This is a genomic window from Flavobacterium sp. MMS24-S5, from assembly GCF_050320125.1.
Taxonomy (GTDB): domain Bacteria; phylum Bacteroidota; class Bacteroidia; order Flavobacteriales; family Flavobacteriaceae; genus Flavobacterium; species Flavobacterium tyrosinilyticum.
In genome coordinates this window covers 2,872,022-2,897,728 of record NZ_CP190016.1, presented here as the reverse complement: position 1 = coordinate 2,897,728, position 25,707 = coordinate 2,872,022, and the positions used below count along the sequence as shown (strand labels likewise).

Sequence of the window (25,707 nt, the reverse complement as noted above, 5' to 3'; positions counted from 1 at the left end):
AGATTTGAACCTGAATCTCTTTTTAGATTATTTATTTTTTCTTTTTTGAAGCTGCCTCTTCTTCTTTTAACTTAGGTAAAACATTTTTCTCTACATATTTTTGCGCTTTGATGTCTTTCATTGCTTCTTCCATAATAGTATAAGCAGAGAAACTTGGCGGAATTGATCTTGGAGGATATTCTTTAAATGTCTCTGCAAATGCAACCACATCTTGAATTGCACCGTACATTAACTGTACATGATTTAGCTGCCATTCCCAAAATGAATTAGAAGTTATATCTGCTCTCTCAAAAGGATCTTGATACAAATTGAAAATCTTTTGTAAACGTAGTTTTGTAAACGGTTCTGCCCAAACTCCCATTGTACCTTCTAGTCGCTGTTCTGCAAAAACATACTTATAATCCCCTTCTCTTAAACCAACTAAAAGTCCATCATCATCTGTATAAAAGAATTTTTCTCTGAAACTTTTTTCTGTCTTCCCTTCTAAAAATTTACTTTGATCATAACCATCTAAATGCACCTTATAGGTTTTTCCATTTGCTGAATATCCCTTTAAAAGTTTATTCACAATATCTGGTTCACCTGCGATTGAAGCGAATGTAGGAATCCAATCATTATGGCTCATCAATTCTGTAGTTACAGTTCCTGGTTTGATATGCCCTGGCCAGCGTACAATACATGGTACACGGAAAGCCCCATCCCAGTTCGTATTTTTTTCTGAACGGAAAGGTGTCATCGCACCATCAGGCCAAGTATTCATGTGAGGTCCGTTATCTGTAGAATACACTACAATAGTATTATCAGCAATTCCTAACTCGTCTAGTGCTTTTAAGATACTTCCAATAGTTTCATCATGCTCAATCATACCGTCGATATATTCACTATCTCCGTGAGTATATCTGCCTCTATGCTCAGCTCTTACGTGTGTACGAAGGTGCATACGAGTTGCGTTAAACCAACAGAAAAATGGCTTTCCCGAAGCGCTTTGTCTCTTGATAAAATCAATTGCTGCGGCAGAGGTTTCATCATCTATAGTTTCCATTCTTTTTTTGGTAAGAGCTCCAGTATCTTCAATTTTTTGTTTTCCAACTCTTCCAAAACGAGGATCAACTGTTGGGTCATCAACATTTGTTGCAGTACATTTTAATACTCCTCGTGGTCCAAATTTTTTCAAATATTCTGGATCTTTTGGATAATCTGGCAATTCTGGCTCTTCCTCTGCATTTAAGTGATACAGGTTTCCAAAGAATTCATCAAAACCGTTTACAGTTGGCAAACTCTCATTTCGGTCTCCAACGTGGTTTTTACCGAATTGACCAGTCACATATCCTAAACTTTTCATGATTCCTCCAACAGAAGGATCTAACTGACTCATTCCCATTGGTGCTCCTGGGAAACCTACTTTTGTAAGCCCAGTTCTAAGACCATGTTGCCCTGTTAAAAAGGCTGCTCGACCCGCAGTACAGCTTTGTTCTCCATAATAATGTAAAAAACGTAATCCTTCATTGGCTAAGCGATCGATGTTGGGAGTAGTATATCCCATAAGTCCGTCACTGTAGGCACTTATATTAGTAGTTCCAATATCATCGCCCCAAAGCACCAGAATATTAGGCTTTTTTTGCGCCGTCATAGAAACTCCCACAAAAAATAATATCAATGTGGTATAAAAAAATCTGCATTCTAATTTGATTTGCTTCATGATAAAAAAATTCGTTAATAATTCTTGCTATTTATGAGTATGAAAATCTAAAAAATGTATGCGGGAATGATGATCTTAAAAAACACTTCTAATTTGAGGTTGCATCTTCTCGATGTTTCAAATTCATTTTTGTTTTAAAATCTGAAACAAAATACTTTTAACTTTTTCTTAAGTATCTCAAATTTAACTAGTAAAAGAGCGAACTATTGAATTTATTCGGCATGAACTTGTTTCATTTTATAATATGAAACAAGAAAATTGGAGAATTTGCACCAAAATGTTTCACTTTCTAAAATGAAACACATCAAAACATCAGAAAATTAAGAGGTTATGTTTTAATTTAAAAAAGGATAAAAAAGAGGGAAATAATGAATGGAGTTTATTTTTTGAGGAGCTATCTTTTTAAAAATGGCGTAATGAAACAAAAAATCTTCTCTTTTAGGTAAAATTTTAACAAATTGTCAGAAATTCGATTTTAGAAATATCCTCTAAAAGACAAAATAGCTAAATCAGGAAAGCAAATGAAGTTTTGCAAAAACAGGCTAAAACAAAAAAAAGCCGCTTACAGAAGCGACTTTTTTTCTAATTATTAAAGAATAAATTATTCGATTTCAGAAACTCTCATCGTATTAACCATTCCTTTATCTTTAATTGGCATTGCAGCAAGGTTAATCAAATAATCTCCTTTTTGTGCATAACCTTTTTCGATTGCAATTTGATTTACATCTGTTACAGTATCATCTGTACTTTCTTCATTATCATAGTAGAAAGATTTAACTCCCCATAATAAATTCAATTGTGTTAAGATTCTTCTGTTTGAAGTAAATACTAAAATGTGAGCCGTTGATGGTCTCCAAGCTGAAATTTGGAACGCTGTATAACCGCTATTTGTTAGCGTACAAATTGCTTTAGCTTCAATTTCGTTAGCTAATAACGCTGCTTGGTGGCAAACTGTTTTAGTAACAAAACGTTTAGTTTTAATTTGTGGTGTATTTTGAGGCACTTGAATAAGCGGAGAGTTTTCTACAGCCTCGCAAATTTGCGCCATTCTTTGAATTACTTGTACTGGATAGTTTCCTGTAGCAGTTTCTCCAGACAACATTACAGCATCTGCACCATCCATTACTGAGTTAGCAACGTCATTTACTTCTGCTCTTGTTGGAGTTAAGCTTGTAATCATTGTTTCCATCATTTGCGTAGCAACGATAACAGGAATTCTAGCTGTTTTAGCTCTTCTGATCAAATCTTTTTGCACCAATGGAACTTCGTGAGCAGGAAGCTCAACACCAAGATCTCCACGAGCAACCATTAAACCATCGCAATACGCTACAATTTTATCCATGTTCTCAAGAGCTTCTGGCATTTCAATTTTAGCAATAATTGGAATTTTAACTTCTGAATGTTTTGCAATTAATTCTTGCAAATCTTGTAAATCGCGTGGAGTTTTCACGAATGAAAGTGCGATCCAGTCTACTTTTTGTTCGATTGCAAAAATAGCATCTGCAATATCTTTTTCTGTTAAAGCTGGTAAAGAAATTTTTGTGTTTGGAAGATTAACTCCTTTTTTAGATTTTAATTCTCCACCTTGAATTACTTTAGCAACAACCTCTGTTTTTTTATCTGTTGAAACAATTTCAAAAATAAGTTTACCATCGTCAAGCAAAATACGCTCTCCAACATTTACATCATTTGGGAAATTTTGATATTTCATAAATGCTTTTTTTGCATTTCCGATAATATCTTCTGCAGTTGTAAAAGTGATTTCATCACCATCATTTACCACAGTTCCTTCTTCCATTACACCAACTCTAAGTTTTGGTCCTTGCAAATCTCCTAAGATTGCAGTTGTGTAACCAAACTCTTCGTTTAATCCTCTAATAATGTCGATTTTTTCTTTTACTCCTTCGTAATCTGCATGCGAAAAATTGATTCTAAACACATTAACACCTGCATCGATCATATCTTTAATGATCTCTCTTGTACTACAAGCGGGGCCAAGTGTAGCAACAATTTTGGTTTTCTTGTTTGTTAGCATTTTTTTTAAAAAATTAGATTGTTTTTTGATTTTATTTTGTCTGTATCAACGGCATAAATAGCCGCAATACTTTCTATTGTGTTTAATTTTTGTTGAATTTCTGAAAAATTAAGCGCCTCTTCGCTATTATCAATTTTCAGGAAAAAATCGACTTTTTTAAATTCAGGAAGTAAATGAATTGTTGTAGAAACCTCACTTGTTTCATTAGAAAACAAATTCTGAAAATCATTTGTACTCACAGAAATGATTTCATTTTTATTCTGAATTAAATTCCAGGAAACAGCTTTTTCTTCATCATAATAATAGAATCTTGAAAAATTTGCTTCACCTTCCTTAGTTTGAGCATGAATCTCGTTTTTGCTCTTACTTAAGTTGATCGGAAGGATTTTATTGATAAAATAGGCTAATCTATAATCTTCTAATGAAGTATGAATTGCCATTAAATAATAATCAATTTCGTCAAATTCGTCTAAATCCAATTTATGAATAGCCATGTCTTGAAAAATCAAGTTGTAAATATACTATTTCTAAACGGAGCATCAACAGTTATGACATGCTTGTTTTGTTAAATTATAAACGAAAACGTTGTAGCCTTGTGATAGTTACAACATTTTTGCAGCTATTTCTTGTCAATTTTCTCTTGAAATGCAAAATAAGCTCTTTGCGATGCTTTTTCTTCTGCTTTCTTTTTTGATGTTGCGCGCGCTCTTGCGACAACTTTATCATCGATGCTCAATTTGACACCAAATAAACGCTGGCCGTCTATACCATTGTCTTCAAAAATGTCATAATGAAAAACTCTTTTTTCCTTCTGACACCATTCAATAACAAGGCTTTTATAACTTATAACTTTTCCTTCTAATCGAGCAATGTCGACATAAGGAGTAACTACTCTTTTCTGGATGAATTTCTCGCAAAAAGAATAGCCTTTATCTAAGTAAATTGCTCCAATCAAAGACTCAAAAATATTACCATGAATGTTTTCTCCAAAGTGCTGAATGGGCACTTTACTTTCTACAAACTGTACTAAATTTAAATCTTTTCCTAATTCGTTCAAATGTTCTCGGCTCACGATTTTCGAACGCATTTTGGTTAAATAACCTTCATCGCCATTTGGAGCTTTATTAAATAAATGTGCAGCAATAACGGCACTTAACATCGCATCTCCTAAAAATTCTAAGCGTTCATAATTTATAGGATGCCCATTTTGATCTAATTTATTAGAAGAGCGATGCGTGAAAGCTCTTCGATAAAAATCAACATTTGTAGGCGGAAAACCAAGAATTTTCTGAATAGTGTCAAAAAAAATCCCGTCTTCTAGAGAACGGGATTTAGAAAATATTTTTTTGATAATATTCATATACAGAAAATTAATCAGCTAGTTTTTTAAACAATACGCAAGCATTGTGTCCACCAAAACCAAATGTATTACTCATAGCAACATTTACTTCTCTTTTTTGAGGTTTGTTTAGAGTAAGGTTTAAAGATGGGTCAATGTTTTCGTCAACAACTGTATGGTTAATCGTTGGAGGAACAATACCGTGTTGCATTGCCAAGATAGAAGCAATTGCTTCAATAGCTCCGGCAGCACCAAGTAAGTGTCCTGTCATAGATTTTGTAGAGTTGATGTTGATGTTTTTAGCATGATCACCAAAAACTTTACTAATTGCTTTTAACTCAGCAACGTCTCCTAATGGAGTAGAAGTTCCGTGAGTATTGATATGATCAACTTGATCAGGAGTCATACCAGCATCTCTCAATGTGTTTTCCATTACTGCGATAACTCCAATTCCTTCTGGATGTGGTGCAGTTAAGTGGTAAGCATCAGATGACATACCTCCACCGCCAATTTCGCAGTAGATTTTTGCACCTCTTGCTTTAGCATGCTCATAATCTTCAAGAACTAAAGCTCCTGCTCCTTCTCCTAAAACGAAACCATCTCTAGTTGCGTCAAAAGGTCTTGAAGCCGTTTCTGGGCTTTCGTTTCTTGTAGATAAAGCGTGCATTGAGCTAAATCCTCCCATACCAGCAATTGTAACTGCAGCTTCAGAACCACCAGAAACAATAACGTCGCACATTCCTAAACGAATGTAGTTGAAAGCATCGATTAATGCATTTGCAGAAGATGCACAAGCAGAAACCGTTGTATAATTTGGTCCCATATACCCGTTACGCATAGAAATATGCGCAGGAGCAATATCGGCAATCATTTTAGGTATAAAGAAAGGATTGAACTTTGGAGTTCCATCGCCTTTTGCATAGTACAATACTTCATCCTGAAAAGTTTCTAAACCTCCAATTCCTGCTCCCCAGATAACACCAACTCTTTGTTTGTTTACGTTATCATTTGTGATTCCAGCATCTTTAATAGCTTCGTCACTGGCAGCAATTGCATATTGTGCAAACTTATCTAATCTACGAGATTCCTTGCGATCCATGTAATCTTCAATATTGAAGTTTTTTACTTCGCAGGCAAATTTCGTTTTGTGTTTCTCGGTATCATAATATGTGATCGGAGCGGCTCCGCTAACTCCATTCACAAGTGCATTCCAATATTCCTGGATATTATTCCCAATAGGAGTAAGTGCACCTAATCCTGTTACAACAACTCGCCTTAATGCCATAAATATGTATTTTGTGTCTTAAACAAATAAAACCCATTGCTTTCTTAATCGTATTGCTACTTAAGAGCCATGGGTATTTATATAAATATATCTTGTTTGATTGAAAATCAATCGAAATTTAAAAATTTAAAAAATAATAACACCCGACTCTTAAAAATTTCAAATTTCAAATTTCAAAAATCAAATTCCAATTGGAATTTGGAATTTCAAAAATTGGGATTTTTAGAAATCGGGTGTGGTATTATTATTTTTTTGCTTCTTCGATATAAGAAATAGCTTGACCAACAGTAGCAATGTTTTCTGCTTGATCGTCTGGAATTTGAATATCAAATTCTTTTTCGAATTCCATAATAAGCTCAACAGTGTCTAATGAGTCAGCTCCTAAATCATTAGTGAAGCTTGCTTCTGTTACAACTTCGTTTTCGTCAACACCTAATTTGTCTACGATAATCGCTTTTACTCTTGATGCAATGTCTGACATAATCTTTAATTTTAGAATTTAATTTGTTGGCAAAAATAAAAAACTTTATTTTAAAACAACTATTTAGTTTATAAATGTGACACTAATTTATAAAATTAATTTCAAGAAAGGTCTTTTAAAGCTATTTATTTTCGTTTTTTATTCCGTTTTTTGCAGTCTCAAAATACACAACTCTATGAAAAAAATTATCGTTTTCGCCTCAGGATCAGGAACTAATGCAGAGAACATTATAAAATATTTTTCGAACACCGAAATTGCAAGGGTCGTTTCGGTCTTTACCAATAATGCTTCGGCAAAAGTGATTGAAAGAGCAAAAAATCATCAAATTCCAGTCGAAATCTTCTCAAAAAACGAACTTTTAGAAAGAAACGTACTACAAAAAGTACAAGAAATCGACCCAGATTTAATAATCTTGGCTGGCTTCTTACTAAAGTTCCCAGAAAACATAATCGAACAATATCCAAACAAAATAATTAATATTCATCCTGCACTTTTACCTAATTATGGAGGTAAAGGAATGTACGGTATGCACATTCATAGAGCAATTGTAAATAATAAGGAGAAAGAAACAGGAATCTCAATTCATTACGTTAATGAAAACTATGATGAAGGTGCCATTATCTTTCAAGCAAATGTTGCCTTAACTGATGAAGACACACCTGAAACAGTTGCAGAAAAGATTCATGAACTGGAGCAGAAACACTTTCCAGAGATTATTCATACAATATTGGAAAAATAAATCAATTCAAAAATCTATTACAATTACAAAAATCATCCCGATAGCTATCGGGACTGAAATCTAAAATTAAATGAATCACGAAGTACATATATATACTGATGGCGCAGCAAAAGGAAATCCTGGTAATGGAGGTTACGGCGTGGTAATGGAATTGGTTGGCACTCCTCATAAAAAAGAATTTTATGAAGGTTTTCGTCTTACTACCAATAATAGAATGGAACTTCTAGCCGTAATTGTAGGCTTAGAGAAACTCAAAAAATCAAACATGAAAGTCCTTGTAGTTTCCGATTCTAAATACGTTGTAGATTCTGTCGAAAAAAAATGGGTTTTTGGCTGGGAGAAAAAAGGATACAAGGATAAAAAAAATCCAGATTTATGGAAACGTTTTTTAATTGCCTACCGCAAACACCAAGTCGACTTTAAATGGATTAAAGGTCACAACAATCATCCGCAAAATGAGCGTTGCGATCAATTGGCTGTTATGGCATCCATGCAACCAAAACTTTCGGTTGATGTTTATTACGAAACAATCGCATCTAAAGAATAAAAAAACGCATCAATTTATTTGATGCGTTTTTGTACTAACTTTATTTCTTATTTATTCTTTATCTAAATCTTTTGCTGTTTTAAATCCGGTCAAAAGTCCGATTCCCGCCATGATGAAAATGATTGAAGGATAAACTGCTCCGTCGTTTAAAGAGGTATAAGTTGTAATTAACAGCGCAAGAAAAATTCCAACACCGCTACCTATTAATAAGAATGCTAGATTTACCACAAAGATTTTCCAAGCCGGAACTCCATTTCCTTTTCCCTGAATAAAAATACTGGCATCTACTCCTTTTTCTATAAGAGCCAGACGCTCTCTGTTTCTTGTTGAATAAATAAGATAAACAATTCCGAAGATCATTAAGAAAAAGCTAATTGGAATTAAAATTTTGTCGTCCATGATATTTTACGTTTTTAATTGATTGATATACCTCATATGACGAGGGTTTTTAAAATCAGGTTACAACTTTTGATGAAAAATTTCAAATTTTAAATTTCAAGCTCCAAAACTAACTGATAATCAGTTAATTTTGACTTGGATTTATTCGTCGCTACAACTTTGTCAAAGTTTAAAACTTTGACAAAGTTCAACTCTATACTTTATTATATATAAAGATTGGAATTTGGAATTTAAAAAGTTTGGAATTTATTTTCAATTTTCTTGTAACCTAAACAAACAACCTATCGTCCTATATAATATGAGCACAATACATGATCAACATTATATCGATAAAATTCTGCAAGGCGAGACCAATGCGTTTGCCGTTCTTGTGGATCGTTATAAGGATATGATCTTTACGTTGGCTCTTAAAATGGTTAAAAACCGGGAAGAAGCAGAAGAAGTTGCACAAGACACTTTTATAAAGATTTATAATTCGCTGACTAAATTTAAAGGAGAATCTAAATTTTCGACCTGGATTTATAAAATTGCTTATAATACTTGTCTGGATCGTTTAAAGAAAAATAAAAAAGAAGATTTAAATATTTCTATTGATGATTTTTCGTCTCATTTAATCAAAACAATGGACAATGCTTTAAGTGCCTTGGAAGAAAAAGAACGAAAGCAAACCATTCAAAAATGTTTAAATTTATTACCCAGCGACGAAAACTTCCTTTTAACCTTATTTTATTTTGATGATCAGAATTTAGAGGAAATCGGAAAAATAATGAACATTTCGGCCAATAATGCGAAAGTAAAATTATTTAGGAGCCGACAGAAATTAGCTGTAATTTTGAGACAACAGTTAGAACCAGAAATAATAGAATGCTATGAGAGAGAGCGATAAAAATATAGAACAACTTATTGAGAAAATGATGGCTGAGGAAAAAATGCAGTCACCATCAATAGATTTCACTTCAAAAATTATGGCAAATGTTCAAATTTTAGAAGAGAAAAAATTGAAAGCATACAAACCTTTAATTTCTAAACCAATCTGGATTTCGATCGGCTTGGCGGTAGCGGCATTAGTAATTTATGCATCTCTATTCTCAGTTTCAGAAACTGATTTCAAAATTGACGAAGTTGGGAAATTATATTCTGATAGAATATCAACAGCCTTTTCAGGAATTCATTTCTCTAAAAACATTTTGTATGCCATTTTAATTGTTCCCATTATGATTTTGATTCAGGTTGGGATTTTGAAAAATTATTTTGATAAGAAGTATCAACTATAGATTTAAAAATGAAAAATAAAACGGCAATATTTAAACACTCTTTAAGAGCAAAAAAAACATATACCTATTCTCTTTTAATATTGCTGTTTTCTATCACTAATTATGCATCAGCAATTCCATCAAACTTTACTACTAAAGAAGTAAAATTTGTCAGTGAAGGAGTTTCACTCGCTGGAACTGTTTTTATACCTAACAACATTGAGGCTGCCGTTGTTATTGTTCACGGATCTGGACAAGAAAAAAGAATGATAGATTTTGCTACAACTCTAGCCAACAATGGAATTGCCGTTTTAACGTATGATAAACGTGGAGTCGGAGAATCAGGCGGTATATATGCCGGACCTGAAGTAGGAACCAACAATGTCGATTTCTCCAATCTAAATCTTTTGTCTTTAGACGCGAGTGCTGCTGTAAACACTTTATCTAAATCTCTATCCAATAATAAAATACCAATCGGTTTAATTGGAGGCAGTCAAGCGGGATGGATAATTCCATTGGCTGCAGAGAAAAATAAGAAAGTTAAATTTATGACCATATTTAGCGGAGCTCTTATAACAGTTAAAGAACAATTGAGATTCCAATTTTATACCAATGGAGATCAAAATTTCTGGAATACACATTCAGAAGAAGAAGCGAGAAAACATGTATTTAATGATCCTGATAAATACGAATTTGTCGACACAGATCCCAAAGGTATTCTTGCTAAAGTATCAATTCCGGGATTTTGGATTTTTGGAGACAAGGATATTCAAGTTCCTGCGAATCTATCCATCGAATATCTTGATGCACTAAAATCTAAAGGGAAACCTTATGAGTATAAATTATTTCCAAACTTAGGTCACAACACCGCATTTTCAGACGATGAAGAACCTATGAAAGATGCAATCAATTGGATTAAAAATAGAAAAACAAATTAAGAAATCATGCGCAAGAATTTTTCGTGTTTCAATCGAAAAAGAAAATCCTCTTCATTTAGAAAATTAAGATAGAAGAATCACTTGTAAATTATTCGCAATTATTTTCAAAAAACTTGCAATTTAAATCTAAAAAACATATTTTAATCTCGTTAAAAAAATCAATTTTAACCAATTCATTTACAATAGTTTTACTCCGAAATCGTTGTCATTTTTTTAAGAAAATTTTGAGAACCTAAACCATTGCAAGATTGTAACTTATGAAGTATCTTTGCACCCTAATTCGAAATTCATAAAATGAATAAACTATTGATTGTTGGAACAGTTGCTTTCGACGCGATTGAAACTCCTTTCGGAAAAACAGATAAAATATTAGGTGGTGCTGCAACGTATATTGGTTTATCAGCTTCATTTTTTAACTTGCAATCGGCCATTGTTTCTGTAGTTGGCGACGATTTTCCTCAAGAACATTTAGATCTTTTAACTTCAAAAAATATTGATATCTCTGGTATCGAAATTGTAAAAGGAGGAAAGACTTTTTTCTGGAGCGGTTTATACCACAACGATTTAAATTCTAGAGACACTCTTGTAACAGAGTTGAACGTTTTAGCTGATTTTCAGCCAAAGGTTCCTCAAAACTACAAAGATGCTGATGTTGTCATGTTAGGAAACTTGCATCCATTAGTTCAAAGCAGTGTTTTAGATCAAATGGAGAAAAAACCAAAATTAGTTGTTTTAGATACAATGAACTTTTGGATGGATTGCGCTCTTCCAGAATTATTAGACGTTATTAAACGTGTAGATGTTATTACAATCAATGACGAAGAAGCTAGACAGCTTTCTGGCGAATATTCATTAGTAAAAGCAGCTTCTAAAATCCAAGACATGGGACCAAAATATGTGGTGATCAAAAAAGGAGAGCACGGAGCACTTTTATTCCACAACAGAGAGGTATTCTTTGCACCAGCTTTACCATTAGAAGATGTTTTTGATCCAACAGGAGCTGGAGATACTTTCGCAGGTGGTTTCTCTGGATTTATTGCACAGAGCGAAAACATCTCGTTTAACAACATGAAGAATGCAATTATTTATGGTTCAAATTTAGCTTCGTTCTGCGTTGAAAAATTTGGAACTGAAAGGATGGAAACATTAAGCAAAGCCGAAGTAGCGATTCGATTACAACAATTTAAGTCGTTAACTCAGTTTGACATAGAAATATAATGCCTAAGAGCCTCGATAAAACGGGGCTTTTTTTATTACGTTAATACACACAACTTACAACAACACACAAATAACAAAAAACAATGAGCGACGCTTTAAAACACGAATGTGGTATAGCCTTAGTTAGACTACTAAAACCGCTTGAATATTATAAAGAAAAATACGGAACTGCTTTCTACGGAATCCAGAAGATGTATTTAATGATGGAAAAACAGCACAACCGCGGACAAGACGGAGCTGGTTTTGCTAGCATTAAATTTGATGTTGAACCTGGACAGCGCTATATTAGCAGAGTACGTTCAAATCATTCGCAACCTATCCAAGATGTTTTCAAACAAATCAATGAGCGCGTTAGTGAAGAACTAAAAGCGCATCCAGAACTGGGAGACGACATGAAAGAACTAAAAGCAAATATTCCGTACGTTGGAGAATTGTTTTTAGGCCACGTTCGTTATGGAACTTTTGGAAAAAACAGCATCGAGAGTGTTCACCCATTTTTACGTCAAAGTAACTGGATGCACCGTAACTTGATTTTGGCCGGAAACTTCAACATGACCAATGTTAAAGAGCTTTTCGAAAATCTGGTTGAATTAGGACAGCATCCAAAAGAAATGGCTGATACTGTTACAGTAATGGAAAAAATTGGTCACTTCTTAGATAAAGAAGTAATGCAATTGTACCAAGACTGTAAAGCTGAAGGTTACTCAAAAAGAGAAGCTTCTCCAGTAATTGCAGAACGTTTGGATATTGCTAAAATATTAGGCCGTTCGGCTAAAAACCTAGATGGAGGTTATGCTATGGCAGGTTTATTAGGCCATGGTGATGCATTTGTTTTTAGAGATCCAGCAGGAATTCGTCCAGCTTACTTTTATCAAGATGACGAAGTCGTGGTTGTAGCTTCAGAAAGACCTGTTATTCAAACTGTATTTAACGTTCCTTTTGAAAGTGTTCAAGAAATCGATCCAGGCCACGCTTTAATCATCAAGAAAAACGGAAATGTTTCTATGAATCAAATCTTGGAACCAACAATCAAAAAAGCTTGTTCGTTCGAAAGAATTTATTTCTCAAGAGGAAGTGACGCCGAAATTTACCAGGAGCGTAAAGATTTAGGAAAATTAATTTTACCTGCTGTTCTTAAAGCAATTGATAGCGATACAGACAACACTGTTTTCTCTTATATTCCAAATACAGCCGAAACTTCTTTTTATGGTTTAGTTGAAGCTGCTCAGGATTTCTTAAACCAGAGAAAAAACAATTATATTCTTGAAAATAGAAATACATTAACGACAGAAACCCTTCAGGAACTTTTAGCTGTAAAGATTCGTACAGAGAAAGTTGCCATTAAAGACGCTAAACTTAGAACTTTTATTACCGAAGATAGTAGCCGTGACGATTTAGTGGCTCACGTTTACGATGTTACTTATGGTGTAATTAAGCCTGAGGATAATTTGGTTATTATCGACGACAGTATTGTTCGTGGTACTACATTGAAAATGAGTATCATTAAAATGATGGATCGCTTGAAACCAAAACGTATCGTAATCGTTTCATCTGCACCACAAATTCGTTATCCAGATTGTTACGGAATTGATATGGCAAAACTAGAAGGCCTAGTTGCTTTTAGAGCAGCTCTTGCTTTATTAAAAGAAAGAAACCTTTACCATATTGTAGATGAAGTATATGCAAAATGTAAAGCTCAAGAAAATTTCCTTGATAAGGATGTTGTAAACTACGTAACAGCAATTTACGACCAGTTTACAGACGAGGAGATTTCAGATAAAATTGCAGAAATGTTAAGCTCACCAGAAATAAATGCCGAAGTAAAAATCATCTTCCAAACCGTAGACGATTTACACAAAGCATGTCCTAAAAATTTAGGAGACTGGTACTTTACAGGAGACTACCCAACTCCTGGTGGAAATCGAGTTGTAAATCGTGCCTTCATGAATTTTTACGAAGGAAAAGATGCTCGAGCTTATTAATAAAATACTAACAAAAGGTTAAATTGTGCATTTCATCGGTTTTTTTTGCCGTTCATCCTATTTCTTTGGTGAAATTGAAAAGCTATGATACTTTTGAGATACCATAACATTAGTAGGTTAAGTTTATGGTAGATTTGGGGCAAAAAGGGTGGAAGAAATTCCACCTTTTTTATTGGAATTAACTCAAACAATTTATAAACAGCCGATTATATCTCTTAATCGGATTTACTTACCTTTCATCTAAATTTTTTTCATCACAAAAATATCCACCATACATTTACTACACCATAACATTAGTAGGTTAGTTTATGGTAAATTTGGGGCAAAAAAGGCGGAAGAAATTCCGCCTTTTTTATTTTAATACGTAACACACTGAAAAACAATCACTTAAGTGGATTTTATCGGATATAATTGCGTTTCATCTAAAAAATTTTCTTTATAAAAATGTCCGCCATACATTTACTGAACCATAACATTAGTAGGTTAGTTTATGGTAGATTTGGGGCAAAAAAGGTGGAAGAAATTCCGCCTTTTTTATTTTCTTTTTTTAGAGAATAGAATATAGAATAAAGACAGTAGATTAGACTTAAAAAATTTTGCCTTTATTCTATTCTCTTTTTACTTAATCGGATATATTGACCATTCATCTGAAAAGTTTTTTTAATAATAATAGCTACCATACATTTACAAGACCATAACATTAGTAGGTTAAGTTTATGGTAGATTTGGGGCAAAAAAGGCAGAGTAATATCTGCCTTTTTTATTTTTATTTTTCTTTTTTTAGATAAAAGAAAATAGAATAAAGAGAAAAGACTTTAAACAAAAAAAAGACGGATAACTATTAAGTCATCCGTCTTTTCTCTATATTCTTTACTCTATTTTCTTATTTGTCTAAAGCAAATCTTCTAGCAACTTCTGTCCAGTTAATTACACTGAAAAAAGCTTCAATATAATCTGGTCTTCTGTTTTGGTAGTTTAAGTAGTAAGCGTGCTCCCAAACATCCATTCCTAAGATTGGAGTTCCACCGTTACCAGCAACTTCTGGCATTAATGGATTATCTTGATTTGGAGTACCTACAACTTCTAATTTCCCTCCTTTTTGAACTGTTAACCAAGCCCATCCAGAACCGAATTGTGTAGCTCCAGCTTTAGCAAATTTTGCTTTAAATTCTTCGAATGATCCGAAAGAAGCTTCGATTGCAGCCAATAAATCACCTGTAGGCAATCCTCCTCCGTTTGGAGACATTACAGTCCAGAATAAATTGTGGTTGTAGAAACCTCCACCATTGTTACGAACTGCAGCGTTAGATTTATCTAAGTTGATTAAGATGTTTTCGATTGTTTTTCCTTCTAAATCTGTTCCAGCAATAGCTGCGTTAAGATTTGTTGTGTAGGCGTTGTGGTGCTTTGTATGATGGATTTCCATTGTACGTGCATCAATATGTGGTTCTAATGCATCGTATGCATAAGGTAATTGTGGTAATTCAAAAGCCATGGTATTATGATTTTTATGGTTTATAAATAATTTATCCCAAATTTAGACATTTAACTTTGGAATTGAAAATACTATTTCGTTATAATTGAATTAAATTCTCTGATAATTTACATTTTTACAACATAAATATCTGAAAATCTTTATTTTCCATTAAATGTTGTCATTGTATTTTCTAAACCAGCAGTTCCAAAAGTTCTAATAATTTCTGCAGAAGTTTCTAAACGTTCTGGAAGTTTTGCTTCTTCTTCCGCTGTCCATTCTCCTAAAACATAATCTACCTGCTGTCCCTTTTTGAATTCATCACTAATACCAAATCTATAGCGTGTATAATTTTGTGTATTTAAAACCAAATTAATGTTTTTTAAACCGTTATGACCACCGTCGCTTCCTTTTGGTTTGATTCTAATAGTGCCAAATGACAGATTTAAATCGTCTGTAATGACCAAAATATTCTCTAATGGTATATTTTCTTTATCCATCCAATATTTTACCGCTTTACCGCTTAAGTTCATGTAAGTGTTTGGCTTTAAAAGAAAAAAGGTTCTTCCTTTAAATTTGTATTCAGCCAAAGCACCTAATTTTACGGTTTCAAATGAAAGCCCTTCTTTTTTTGCTAAAAAGTCTAGGACTTTAAATCCGATATTATGCCTGGTGTTTACGTATTCGGCTCCGATATTTCCTAATCCGACGATTAAATATTTTTTCATATTATCTATGTTCTCTTCTTTTTGTGCTGATGAAAACAGTTTTGCTATCCATTTTATCATGATTGCAAAAGTAAGATTAATTAGAGAATGTGGCAATTGGATAATTTGAAAATGTGAAAATTAGAGAATTGTTTACTGGGTGAAATTTAACCGCAAAGTTCGCAAAGGTTTACGCGAAGAACGCAAAGAAATAGTTCCTATAGAGATTGCAAAGCGCACAAAGAAAATGTCTCTGGCAGATTTTATTGCCATCCTAAACGAAATTAAAGAAATGCAAGAAGCTCGACAATCTAAATTCCATATTTTGAGTGGGCTTCGACTCCGTTCAGCCTGGCAATGACGAAAAAAACTTAACACCTCAGGATCTTAGCCACTTTGAATCTTATGAAAAAGATATTTTCTTACTAGCCCTGACAGAAGCGGCATCCTTTTTCTGGTTTCTTTAACCAGGAAAAGATACAGCGGATGGCAGGAATGTTACGTCTTGAAAAACCCGCAAAGATTCTGCTTCTAAAAACAAATCATAAAAAAAGGGTTTCGACTCCGCTCTGCCAGACAAATATTATATGTGTCAGACTGAGCGGAGTCGTGGCCTTTTCACAATAAAAAAACTTAGCATCTTAGAAACTTAGCATCTAAAAAAAAAGCCCCAATCGTAGGATTGAGGCTTTTTGTATTGAGTTGAAAAAAATTATTTTTTCTTTCCTTTTGCAGGAGCTTTTGCAGCTTTTGCAGCCTCTTGAGCAGCTTTCATAGCAGCACGAGAGATTCTCACTTGACAAACAACTGTGTTGTCTGGGTGCATAATTTTGTACTCTGGTTTTCCAACTTTAGTAACATATAATTTGTTACCCATTTCAAGTGGAGTGATGTCAGCTTCAACGAAATCAGGAAGATTTGCTGGTAAAGCTTTAACTTTTAATTTACGTTGGTTTAAACGTAAAACACCTCCCGCAAGAACACCTTTAGATGTACCAACGATTTTCACAGGAACTTCCATTGTGATTTCTTTATCATCAAATAATTGGAAGAAGTCAATGTGTAAAATTTTGTCAGTTACTGGGTGAACTTGGATATCTTGCAAAATTGCATTGAATGATTTTCCTTTTCCAAGCTCAATCACAACTGTGTGTGCATTTGGAGTGTAAACCAAGTTTTTGAACGCTGCAGCGTCTGCTGAGAAGTGTACTGCTTGATTTCCTCCGTATAACACGCAAGGAACCGCTCCAGCATTACGTAAGGCTTTAGTTGACACTTTGCCCACGCTTTCTCTTTCTGATCCTTTAATTGTAATCGATTTCATTGTAAAAAAAATATAGTTATTAATATAAATATTCTATTTTGTAAGCTTTAGCACTAGGCTTTAAGCTTTTTTGTAATTGCGATAGCTTATAGCCTATTGCTTTTACATTATAAATTTTCCACTGATGGAATTGTTGTGGTGAACCATCTGCATAACCTCAGCAAATAGAGGCGCACAGCTTACCACTTTTATCTTTTTTGATTCTTTCTTTAACGGAATAGAATCTGTTACGATTAACTCAGTTAATTTTGAGTTTTCGATTTTTTCGTATGCTCCACCAGATAAAATAGCGTGCGTACAAATTGCTCTTACACTTAGTGCTCCTTTTTCGATCATTAGGTCTGCCGCTTTCGCTAAAGTTCCTCCTGTATCGATCATGTCATCTACTAAGATTACGTTACGTCCTTTTACTTCACCAATAAGCTCCATAGTGTCGATAACGTTGGCTGCTTTTCTTTGTTTGTAACAGATTACTACATCTGATTCTAAAAACTTAGAGTAAGCATATGCTCTTTTTGAACCTCCCATATCTGGAGATGCAATTGTTAGATTATCTAATTTTAAACTTTCTACGTATGGTAAAAAGATGGTAGATGCAAATAAATGATCTACTGGTTTTTCAAAGAATCCTTGAATCTGGTCTGCGTGCAAATCCATTGTCATGATTCTTGTTGCTCCTGCAGCTGTTAATAGATTTGCTACTAATTTAGCTCCAATTGGAACTCTTGGTTTGTCTTTTCTATCTTGTCTTGCCCAACCAAAATAAGGCATAACAGCTGTAATATGTCTTGCTGATGCACGTTTTGCCGCATCAATCATTAACAACAATTCCATCAGATTATCTGCACTTGGAAAAGTTGAACATACGATGAATACTCGTAAACCTCTTATTGATTCTTCGTAAGACGGCTGAAATTCTCCATCACTATACGTTGACATCGTTACTTTTCCTAACGGAATTCCGTAATCTTTTGCAATTTTTTCTGCAAGATAAACACTTTGTGAACAAGCAAAAATTTTAGCTTCTGGTTCTAGGTGCGACATTGTAATTTGTTGTTTTATCCCGTTACTTTTAAAAAAATTCAACTTTATATTTCAATAAAGCGGAATGCGTATAAATGTCTCGGATGTAGTTAGTTGTGTGTGCTTCGTTTTAACGAGCTGCAAATTTATAAAATTTATTGAACACTGAAAGCAAAAATTTAAGTATTTTTAGTAGTTCGTTTAAAATTATTTTTTACATTTGCACCGTGTTAAAGGAATGACGCCATTTATGACTTCATTCTATTGCGTTAAAATAATCGCTTTTGATTATTTTTTCGTCTGCTAAGCCCGGATGGCGGAATTGGTAGACGCGCTGGTCTCAAACACCTGTGGGAAACCGTGCCGGTTCGACTCCGGCTCCGGGTACGAAAAACCTCTTCTTAACGGAAGAGGTTTTTTCTTTTATACTACTTCACAACTTCCATTATGCAAAACAGGAAAATTGCAAGAATTAGCAATAAAACACAATTGATTTGCTTTATGATGCAACTCTAAAGCCAATTCTATTTGATCTGAATTTGAAATTTTTACTTTCGGATATAATCTTGCCTCAACAAAACGTCCGCTTCCTTCTGGATTTACTTCTAAGGTCGCTTCTGCATTGTCTGAATACTCCAGAACTTCTATTCCGTTTTGCGAGCAGACATATAAATATGACATCATGTGGCAGGAAACTAAACTGCTTAACAATAAATCTTCTGGATTGTATAATTCAGGATCGCCTTTAAAAGCTTTTGCTGCCGAAACATCTAAAATGGGTTTTCCTTCAATTTGAACTTGATGGCTTTTGCTATAGAATCTTTTGGAAGAATTTGCTGAATTTTGTTTTAATATCCAGTTTAATTGTGTCTTGAATAGATGTCTGAATGTCATAAATTACTTTATTATTGTACTGATTCTATTTTCTCAATAAACCATTTTATCCCTATCTTTTTTAAAGAATACTTATAGTTTCCAGATATAGGTAGAACAAACGTCACCTCTGAATTAAAATCATCTTTTTGATTTATAGCATATTTAATTTTATCAATATTTAGTAAATCTTCCTCAAATGCTTCTTGAGTAAGAAAGAAATGATCATAATCAAAACCATACGGTGGACCATCATTTTCTGGGTTTTCTTTATAATATTTGTCTGCTTCTAAAAACGATTTTTCTTCATTTTTAAGAATGTTATCAGTTAAAAAACCACTTTTTTTCAATTCTGAAATATATTTTTCAGCTTCTTTAAAATCTACATAATAATTTTCTGCCTCTTCATTCTCTTTTACATCCATTGGTCATCCGCCAATGACATCAAATTTTCCCAGCATATCCATGTTTTTAATATACCATTTCATAAAGTTTTTAACTAATGTTATTTGTTCATTGCTATCATTCGATAAATCTGTTCTTTTGCCTGAATCTACCTTATCAATAGAATTGTTTTGCTGTTGGCTTTTTTCTTTATTTTGACAACTTTGTAGAAATAAAATGGAGAATAAAATACAAATAACTTTTCTTTTCATATTACAATTTTTCAGTTTCCTAAAATGAATTAAGCTCGCTAAGTTAATCTTTTAACAGTAGTGAAATAAATTATCATTCTTTCTAAAAATAAAAAACCTCGAAAGCATTTAACTTCCGAGGTTTTTAGAGAATTACTAAACTAATTAACAGATTCTAAAACTTTTTTTTTACCGAGAATTTAAAAGTAGTTTTAGTTTTATAATTTTCTCCTGGGTTTAAAACCGTTGTTGGGAAATTTTTCTGGTTTGGAGAATCTGGATAATGTTCTGTTTCTAGACACAATCCTGTTCTATGTGCAAAAGTTCCTCCGTTTGGCATTGGCAAGGTTCCGTCAAGGAAGTTTCCAGAGTAGAACTGAATTCCAGGTTCGTCTGTTGTCATTTCCATAACTCTTCCGCTTGCTGCATGATATACTTTTGCAATAATTGTTTTTCCTTTTTCAGGGTTATTCAACACCCAGCAGTGGTCATAACCTTTCCCTTTTTCTAACTGGTCATTTTTAGCATTGATGTCTTTTCCAATTAATTTCGGAGTTCTGAAATCGAAAGGTGTACCAGCAACATCTTCTAATTTTCCTGTCGGAATCAAATCTGCATCAACTGGAACTAATTTATCAGCATTTAAAGTCAATTCGTGATCCAAGATTGTTTTGGTAAAATCTCCTGATAAATTGAAGTATGAATGTTGAGTTAAATTAACAACTGTTTTTTTGTCTGTTGTTGCTTCGTAAAGCACTTCCAACTGATTATCATTTGTCAAGGTATAAGTCACAAAAACTTTCAGATTTCCTGGATAACCTTCTTCCATATCTTTACTTACATAAGATAATTTTAAAGAAGCTGTATCGCCAGATTTAACCTCATCTGCTTTCCAAACTACATTAAAAAACCCTTGTGAACCTCCATGTAAAGCATTTGGAGCGTTGTTTAAAGCTAATTGATATTCTTTTCCATCTAATGAAAATTTACCTTTTGCAATTCGGTTTCCGTATCTTCCGATCAAAGCTCCAAAGAAAGGATTTTCTTTTTCATATTGAGCCAAAGAACTGAATCCTATTACTACATTTTCTGAAACTCCTGCTTTATTAGGCACTTTCAAATCTGTAATTCTTCCACCAAAAGTGATGATATCCACTTCCATCCCGTTTTGGTTTTTCAATTTATAGCTTTCTACTTTTTCTCCTTTAGCAGTAGTTCCGTATTCCGATTTGTCAATTGTAACTAAAGCTTTTGCATCGGCTTCCGTTTTTTCTGTATCAGCTTTTTTATCGCCTTTACACTGAACTGAAACTATAGCAATACCAAGCATGCTTAATATGAAAAGAGAGCGTTTTAATACATTCATAAATGATAATTTTGGGTTTGTAAAAAAGTTAAATGTTAGATGTAAATTGTTAGATGTGAAATTTAATCATTTTAAAAATGTAAAAATTACCTTTTTAAGTTTTTTCACATTTTACATCTTACAAATTACATTTTACCGCCTTACAGGCCGTGTTGAAACAAATGGAAATACGCTTCGTTAGCATTGATTTTATCTTTAAACTCTCTTACAGTTGTTTTTTCATCAATTACCAATAATTCGATTCCAGCAATGTCTGCGAAATCTTCCATATATTCTGTTGTAATCGATTGGCTGTAAACCGTATGGTGCGCTCCTCCAGCTAAAATCCAAGCTGTTGCTGCAACTTCTAAATTTGGTTTACAATCCCAAAGAACACGTGCAACTGGCAATTTTGGCAATTCAGCCATTGGTTTCACTGCTTCTACTTCGTTTACAATTAAACGGAAACGAGTTCCCATATCCACCAAAGAAACATTGATTGCATCTCCTGCAGGCGAATTAAAAACCAAACGAGCTGGATCTTCTTTTCCGCCAATTCCTAATGGATGCACTTCGCAAGAAGGTTTTCCGTCAGCAATAGATGGACAAATCTCTAACATATGAGATCCTAGAACATATGATTTTTGTGGTGTGAAATGGTATGTATAATCTTCCATGAAAGACGTTCCGCCTTCTAAACCAATACACATTACTTTTAAAGCTCTTACCATTGCAGCTGTTTTCCAGTCTCCTTCTCCACCAAAACCATAACCATCAGCCATTAATCTTTGTGTTGCGATTCCTGGTAATTGTTTCCAAACCCCAAGGTTTTCAAATGTATCTGTAAAAGCTCCAAATCCTCCTTCTTCAAGGAAAGCTCTTAAACCTAATTCGATTTTTGCTGCTTCAACCAATGAACTTCTTTGTGCTCCACCTTCTTTTAATGAATCTGTTAAGTTGTATGATTGTTCGTAAACGGCTAATAAATCATTTAATTCTTTGTCAGTTACTTTCTCGATATGTTTGGTAACATCTGAAGAATCGTATCCGTTTACAGACATTCCGAAACGAATTTGAGCTTCAACTTTATCACCTTCTGTTACGGCAACTTCACGCATATTGTCTCCAATACGAGCTACTTTTAAGTTTTGAAGTTCGTCCCATCCAAGAACTACTCTTGACCAGATTCCTAATTGTTTTTGAACTCTTTGATCTTCCCAGTGTCCTACAACTACTTTACGTTTTTTACGTAATCTAGACATGATAAAACCGAATTCACGATCTCCGTGAGCCGATTGGTTCAAGTTCATGAAATCCATGTCGATGCTTCCCCACGGAATTTCAGCATTGTATTGTGTATGTAAATGGCATAATGGTTTTTTAAGGATATTTAAACCGCCAATCCACATTTTTGCTGGAGAGAAAGTGTGCATCCAAGCGATAATTCCGATACAGTTTTTAGCAGAATTCGCCGCCAAACATACATCTAAAATCTGCGATGGAGATTTCACCACATCTTTGTAAACCACTTTTACTGGAATTGAAGACGAAGCGTCTAATCCTTTTGCAATAATCTGTGAATGCTCTGCTACTTTTCTAAGTGTTTCTTCACCGTATAATTCCTGGCTTCCTACTACAAACCATACTTCTTTTTGAGAAATGTCTATCATTTTGTTATTTTTTGTTTCAAGTTTCAGGTTTCAGGTTATTGGAATCTGAAAACTCGATTTGTTATATTATTGTTTCTGTTTTGTTTGTTTCACATTCCAAATTTTACGTCCCAACAACTTGAAACTAAAAAAACCTGAAACCTGAAACAAAGCCTTTACTGTCCGTAATACGAATCTTTTCCGTGTTTACGGTTGTAATGTTTCTTTATTAATGAATCTTTTAATCTTGGTGTGTTTGGATTTATTTGTAAAGTCAAGTATGCCATTTCTGCCACAACTTCTAAGACTTTACTATTATAAACCGCTTTTGCGGCATTTTTTCCCCATGCAAACCGAACCGTGATTTCCAATCAGAATCATTTCTACTTCTTCATAAGAAAGTTTTTTTTCTTTGAAGCAATCTAGAATCTGAATTCCGGTATTGTGTTCGTAGTTTCCTTCAATTAAATGATCTGCCATCGGGGGCGCACACGGAATATCTGCCGTTAAATGATCGGCATGCGTTGTTCCGAAAATTGGAATATCTTGTTGCGATTGTGCCCAAGCCACAGAATAAGTAGCGTGTGTATGAGCCACTCCGCCAATATTTGGCCAATGTTTGTATAAATAAGCATGCGTTTTTGTGTCCGATGACGGACGCATTGTGCCTTCAATAACATTATTATCAAAATCGACAATTACGATATCTTCAGGTTTTAAATCTTCATAAGGAACACCGCTTGGTTTAATGGCAAAAACACCATTTTTTCTATCCACGGCACTTACATTTCCAAAAGTATACACCACCAAATTCAATGCATTTAACTGCATGTTGGCTTCGTAACATTCTTGTTTTAAATCTTTATATTGAGAGCTCATGTTGCGATATTTTAAGGTTTGGATTTGCAAAAGCACTTAATTGTTCGTATCCCAAAAGCAGTTTATGATACGCTTCAACTTGGTCTGTCTGAGGGAAATATTCTCCGTCAAAATCACTTCCAATTTTCTGACTTGCTTCGATTACATTTGGATAAATTCCAGCTGCAACAGCTGCATAAATTGCCGCTCCTAAAGCTGGTGTTTGGTCTGAAGCTGCAACTTTAATTGGCTTGTTTAAAACATTGGCCAAAGTCTGCATGATGAAAGGAGATTTTCTAGCAACACCGCCAATTCCGATTACACTGCCAATTTTTACACCTTCTTCTTCAAAACGATCTACAATTTTCTTGGCTCCAAAACAGATTGCGTTTACTAAAGCTTTAAAAATATGAGGTGCTTTTGTTCCTAAAGAAAGATTCGAAATCGCACTTTTTAATTCCTGATTAGCATCTGGAGTTCTGCGTCCGTTAATCCAATCTAAAGCAATTGGAAGGCTTTCTGAAACCGGGATTTTCTCTGCTTCTTTCGTTAATTCAACAATTAATTTATCGCTAAATTCTTCTCTTAATTGTTCTTTTTGAGCATCATTTAAAACAGATGAAGAACCTAATAAATGTTCCGTCGGCCACATTAATAATTCTTTGTACCAAGCCAATAAATCTCCAAAAGCAGATTGTCCTGCTTCTAAACCAATAAATCCTGGAATAACAAATCCATCAACTTGGCCACAGATTCCGCGAACCGTTTTTGTTCCCACCTCATCATAAGAACCAACAAGGATGTCGCAAGTTGAAGTTCCCATAACACGAACCAAAGTATTCTCTTCGATTTTAGCTCCAACCGCTCCAGAATGTGCATCGAAAGTTCCTACAGCCACAACAGTTTCTGTCGAAAGCCCTAAACGATCTGCCCATTCTTGGCTTAAATTTCCAGCAACTAAATCTGATGTATACGTTTCATCATATAAATTGCCGCGAAGCTGCGCTAAATACGGATGTAATTTTTCTAAGAATTCAACTGGCGGTAATCCGTTCCAGTCTGCGTGCCACATGGCTTTATGACCTGCGGCGCAACGGCTTCTTTTGAAAGTTTTTAAATCTTTATCTTCAATTAATAAATACGTCATTAAATCGCAATGTTCCATCCAGGTGTGCGCTGCATTTCGAACCGCTTCGTCTTGTCTTGCAATGTGCAGGATTTTTGCCCAAAACCATTCAGAAGAATAAATTCCGCCCACATATTTTGTAACATCTTCTCCGCCCCAACTTACTGCTAGTTCGTTGATTTCGTTTGCTTCATTTATAGAAGTATGGTCTTTCCATAAAACCATCATCGCATTTGGGTTTTCTTCAAAACCTTTTGTCAAGGCCAAGGGCGTTCCGTCTTTTGTAACCGGCACCGGAGACGATCCAGTTGTATCAATACAAATTCCTTTTACTAACGAAGGATCTACTTTACTTTCTTTTACAACGTTTTGAATCGTAATTTCTAATCCTTCGATATGATCCAAAGGATGCTGACGAAATTGGTTTATAGAAGCGTCACAATATTGTTTGTTTTTCCATCTTTTGTAATGAGAAACATTCGATGCTAGCTCCTGCCCATTTTCTGTATCAATTAGCACCGCGCGAACAGAATCTGTTCCGTAGTCCAATCCTATTACATAATTTTTCATTCGTATTTTATTTTTAAAATATTGACAAATATAATTATAAATAATTTATAAGTGTATAAAAAACACTTAATAAAATTCTGTTCTTTAATTTTTACAAAAAATGCATCAAAACAAAGATTTAAGCTCAAAACAAAAAATAAATGTCAATGTTACATTTATAATCTTGCGATTATTTCATCTTAATTTTCAAAACAGTCAAAGAATAAGC

Annotated in this window: 24 protein-coding genes, 1 tRNA gene and 1 pseudogene; 8 read left to right on the top strand and 18 right to left on the bottom strand. The window is 34.0% G+C overall.

The genetic code is table 11. The annotated features are described in order from the left end of the window. Positions 1-31: 31 nt before the first annotated feature. The 6 genes from ACPWTF_RS13415 to ACPWTF_RS13390 form a co-directional block, all read right to left on the bottom strand. Positions 32-1,699 carry an arylsulfatase gene (locus ACPWTF_RS13415; RefSeq protein WP_427871494.1) on the bottom strand — a complete coding sequence of 556 codons (1,668 nt, stop codon included), beginning with the start codon at positions 1,697-1,699 and terminating at the stop codon, positions 32-34. A gap of 601 nt (positions 1,700-2,300) precedes the next feature. Further along, entirely contained in the window at positions 2,301-3,734 is a 1,434-nt protein-coding gene (gene pyk, locus ACPWTF_RS13410; protein WP_095930693.1) for a pyruvate kinase, read from the bottom strand. 5 nt (positions 3,735-3,739) lie between these two features. Further along, entirely contained in the window at positions 3,740-4,228 is a 489-nt protein-coding gene (locus tag ACPWTF_RS13405; protein WP_095930692.1) for an IPExxxVDY family protein, read from the bottom strand. A gap of 125 nt (positions 4,229-4,353) precedes the next feature. Beyond that, positions 4,354-5,094: a ribonuclease III gene (gene rnc, locus ACPWTF_RS13400; RefSeq protein WP_095930691.1), complete on the bottom strand. Its 741-nt coding sequence runs from the start codon at positions 5,092-5,094 to the stop codon at positions 4,354-4,356. A 10-nt stretch (positions 5,095-5,104) separates the two neighbouring features. Continuing rightward, positions 5,105-6,358 carry a beta-ketoacyl-ACP synthase II gene (gene fabF / locus ACPWTF_RS13395; RefSeq protein WP_111368511.1) on the bottom strand — a complete coding sequence of 418 codons (1,254 nt, stop codon included), beginning with the start codon at positions 6,356-6,358 and terminating at the stop codon, positions 5,105-5,107. A gap of 244 nt (positions 6,359-6,602) precedes the next feature. After that, on the bottom strand, positions 6,603-6,839 hold the full coding sequence (locus tag ACPWTF_RS13390) for an acyl carrier protein (RefSeq protein WP_007137004.1): 237 nt from the start codon (positions 6,837-6,839) through the stop codon (positions 6,603-6,605). 175 nt (positions 6,840-7,014) lie between these two features. Here ACPWTF_RS13390 and purN point away from each other — a divergent pair, with 175 nt between their 5' ends. Together purN and rnhA are read left to right on the top strand one after the other, a co-directional pair. Next, entirely contained in the window at positions 7,015-7,578 is a 564-nt protein-coding gene (gene purN / locus ACPWTF_RS13385; RefSeq protein ID WP_427871493.1) for a phosphoribosylglycinamide formyltransferase, read from the top strand. A gap of 70 nt (positions 7,579-7,648) precedes the next feature. Beyond that, complete coding sequence (gene rnhA, locus ACPWTF_RS13380; protein ID WP_427871492.1) at positions 7,649-8,125, top strand: ribonuclease HI; 477 nt, start codon at positions 7,649-7,651, stop codon at positions 8,123-8,125. Positions 8,126-8,176: 51 nt separating this feature from the next. Here the strand turns inward: rnhA and ACPWTF_RS13375 are convergent, their stop codons facing one another. Then, the gene (locus ACPWTF_RS13375) at positions 8,177-8,524 is read right to left on the bottom strand and encodes a DUF6249 domain-containing protein (protein ID WP_095930687.1); all 348 of its coding nucleotides are present in this window, start codon (positions 8,522-8,524) and stop codon (positions 8,177-8,179) included. A 298-nt stretch (positions 8,525-8,822) separates the two neighbouring features. On the opposite strand from ACPWTF_RS13375, the gene ACPWTF_RS13370 reads away from it, so the two are divergent. The 5 genes from ACPWTF_RS13370 (at position 8,823) to ACPWTF_RS13350 (ending at position 13,915) form a co-directional block, all read left to right on the top strand. Further along, the gene (locus tag ACPWTF_RS13370) at positions 8,823-9,410 is read left to right on the top strand and encodes an RNA polymerase sigma factor (protein WP_111286420.1); all 588 of its coding nucleotides are present in this window, start codon (positions 8,823-8,825) and stop codon (positions 9,408-9,410) included. Then, positions 9,394-9,798, top strand: coding sequence for a hypothetical protein (locus ACPWTF_RS13365; protein ID WP_427871489.1), 405 nt, complete (start codon positions 9,394-9,396; stop codon positions 9,796-9,798). Before ACPWTF_RS13370 ends, ACPWTF_RS13365 begins: the two co-directional genes overlap by 17 nt. Positions 9,799-9,806: 8 nt before the next feature. Beyond that, positions 9,807-10,715 carry an alpha/beta hydrolase family protein gene (locus tag ACPWTF_RS13360; RefSeq protein WP_427871488.1) on the top strand — a complete coding sequence of 303 codons (909 nt, stop codon included), beginning with the start codon at positions 9,807-9,809 and terminating at the stop codon, positions 10,713-10,715. 294 nt (positions 10,716-11,009) lie between these two features. Further along, entirely contained in the window at positions 11,010-11,933 is a 924-nt protein-coding gene (locus tag ACPWTF_RS13355) for a PfkB family carbohydrate kinase (protein WP_095930683.1), read from the top strand. A gap of 83 nt (positions 11,934-12,016) precedes the next feature. Further along, on the top strand, positions 12,017-13,915 hold the full coding sequence (locus ACPWTF_RS13350) for an amidophosphoribosyltransferase (RefSeq protein WP_248728938.1): 1,899 nt from the start codon (positions 12,017-12,019) through the stop codon (positions 13,913-13,915). Positions 13,916-14,798: 883 nt separating this feature from the next. Here ACPWTF_RS13350 and ACPWTF_RS13345 read toward each other — a convergent pair. The 4 genes from ACPWTF_RS13345 to ACPWTF_RS13330 form a co-directional block, all read right to left on the bottom strand. Continuing rightward, entirely contained in the window at positions 14,799-15,410 is a 612-nt protein-coding gene (locus ACPWTF_RS13345; protein ID WP_095930681.1) for a superoxide dismutase, read from the bottom strand. Between the two features lie 140 nt (positions 15,411-15,550). After that, entirely contained in the window at positions 15,551-16,177 is a 627-nt protein-coding gene (gene pth, locus ACPWTF_RS13340; protein WP_427871487.1) for an aminoacyl-tRNA hydrolase, read from the bottom strand. A gap of 631 nt (positions 16,178-16,808) precedes the next feature. Further along, a complete protein-coding gene (locus ACPWTF_RS13335; RefSeq protein WP_026727205.1) occupies positions 16,809-17,420 on the bottom strand; it encodes a 50S ribosomal protein L25/general stress protein Ctc in 612 nt (203 codons plus the stop codon). 102 nt (positions 17,421-17,522) lie between these two features. Then, positions 17,523-18,464: a ribose-phosphate pyrophosphokinase gene (locus tag ACPWTF_RS13330; RefSeq protein ID WP_095930679.1), complete on the bottom strand. Its 942-nt coding sequence runs from the start codon at positions 18,462-18,464 to the stop codon at positions 17,523-17,525. A gap of 286 nt (positions 18,465-18,750) precedes the next feature. Between ACPWTF_RS13330 and ACPWTF_RS13325 the strand changes: the two genes are divergently transcribed. Next, positions 18,751-18,830, top strand: a tRNA-Leu gene (locus ACPWTF_RS13325). 36 nt (positions 18,831-18,866) lie between these two features. Here ACPWTF_RS13325 and ACPWTF_RS13320 read toward each other — a convergent pair. From ACPWTF_RS13320 to ACPWTF_RS13290, 7 genes and pseudogenes are all read right to left on the bottom strand, one after another. Then, positions 18,867-19,337 (bottom strand): OsmC family protein, encoded by a 471-nt coding sequence (locus ACPWTF_RS13320; protein WP_427871486.1) that lies wholly within the window; start codon positions 19,335-19,337, stop codon positions 18,867-18,869. Positions 19,338-19,348: 11 nt separating this feature from the next. Beyond that, the gene (locus ACPWTF_RS13315; RefSeq protein ID WP_427871485.1) at positions 19,349-19,741 is read right to left on the bottom strand and encodes a hypothetical protein; all 393 of its coding nucleotides are present in this window, start codon (positions 19,739-19,741) and stop codon (positions 19,349-19,351) included. Between the two features lie 3 nt (positions 19,742-19,744). Beyond that, positions 19,745-19,972 (bottom strand): hypothetical protein, encoded by a 228-nt coding sequence (locus ACPWTF_RS13310; protein ID WP_427871484.1) that lies wholly within the window; start codon positions 19,970-19,972, stop codon positions 19,745-19,747. Positions 19,973-20,126: 154 nt separating this feature from the next. Further along, entirely contained in the window at positions 20,127-21,317 is a 1,191-nt protein-coding gene (locus ACPWTF_RS13305) for an aldose epimerase family protein (protein ID WP_427871483.1), read from the bottom strand. Positions 21,318-21,457: 140 nt separating this feature from the next. Next, entirely contained in the window at positions 21,458-22,966 is a 1,509-nt protein-coding gene (gene araA, locus ACPWTF_RS13300) for an L-arabinose isomerase (RefSeq protein ID WP_250834546.1), read from the bottom strand. Between the two features lie 155 nt (positions 22,967-23,121). Continuing rightward, a pseudogene (locus ACPWTF_RS13295) lies at positions 23,122-23,824 on the bottom strand (L-ribulose-5-phosphate 4-epimerase). Then, a complete protein-coding gene (locus tag ACPWTF_RS13290; RefSeq protein WP_427871482.1) occupies positions 23,808-25,499 on the bottom strand; it encodes a ribulokinase in 1,692 nt (563 codons plus the stop codon). Before ACPWTF_RS13290 ends, ACPWTF_RS13295 begins: the two are co-directional and overlap by 17 nt. Positions 25,500-25,707 lie beyond the last annotated feature (208 nt).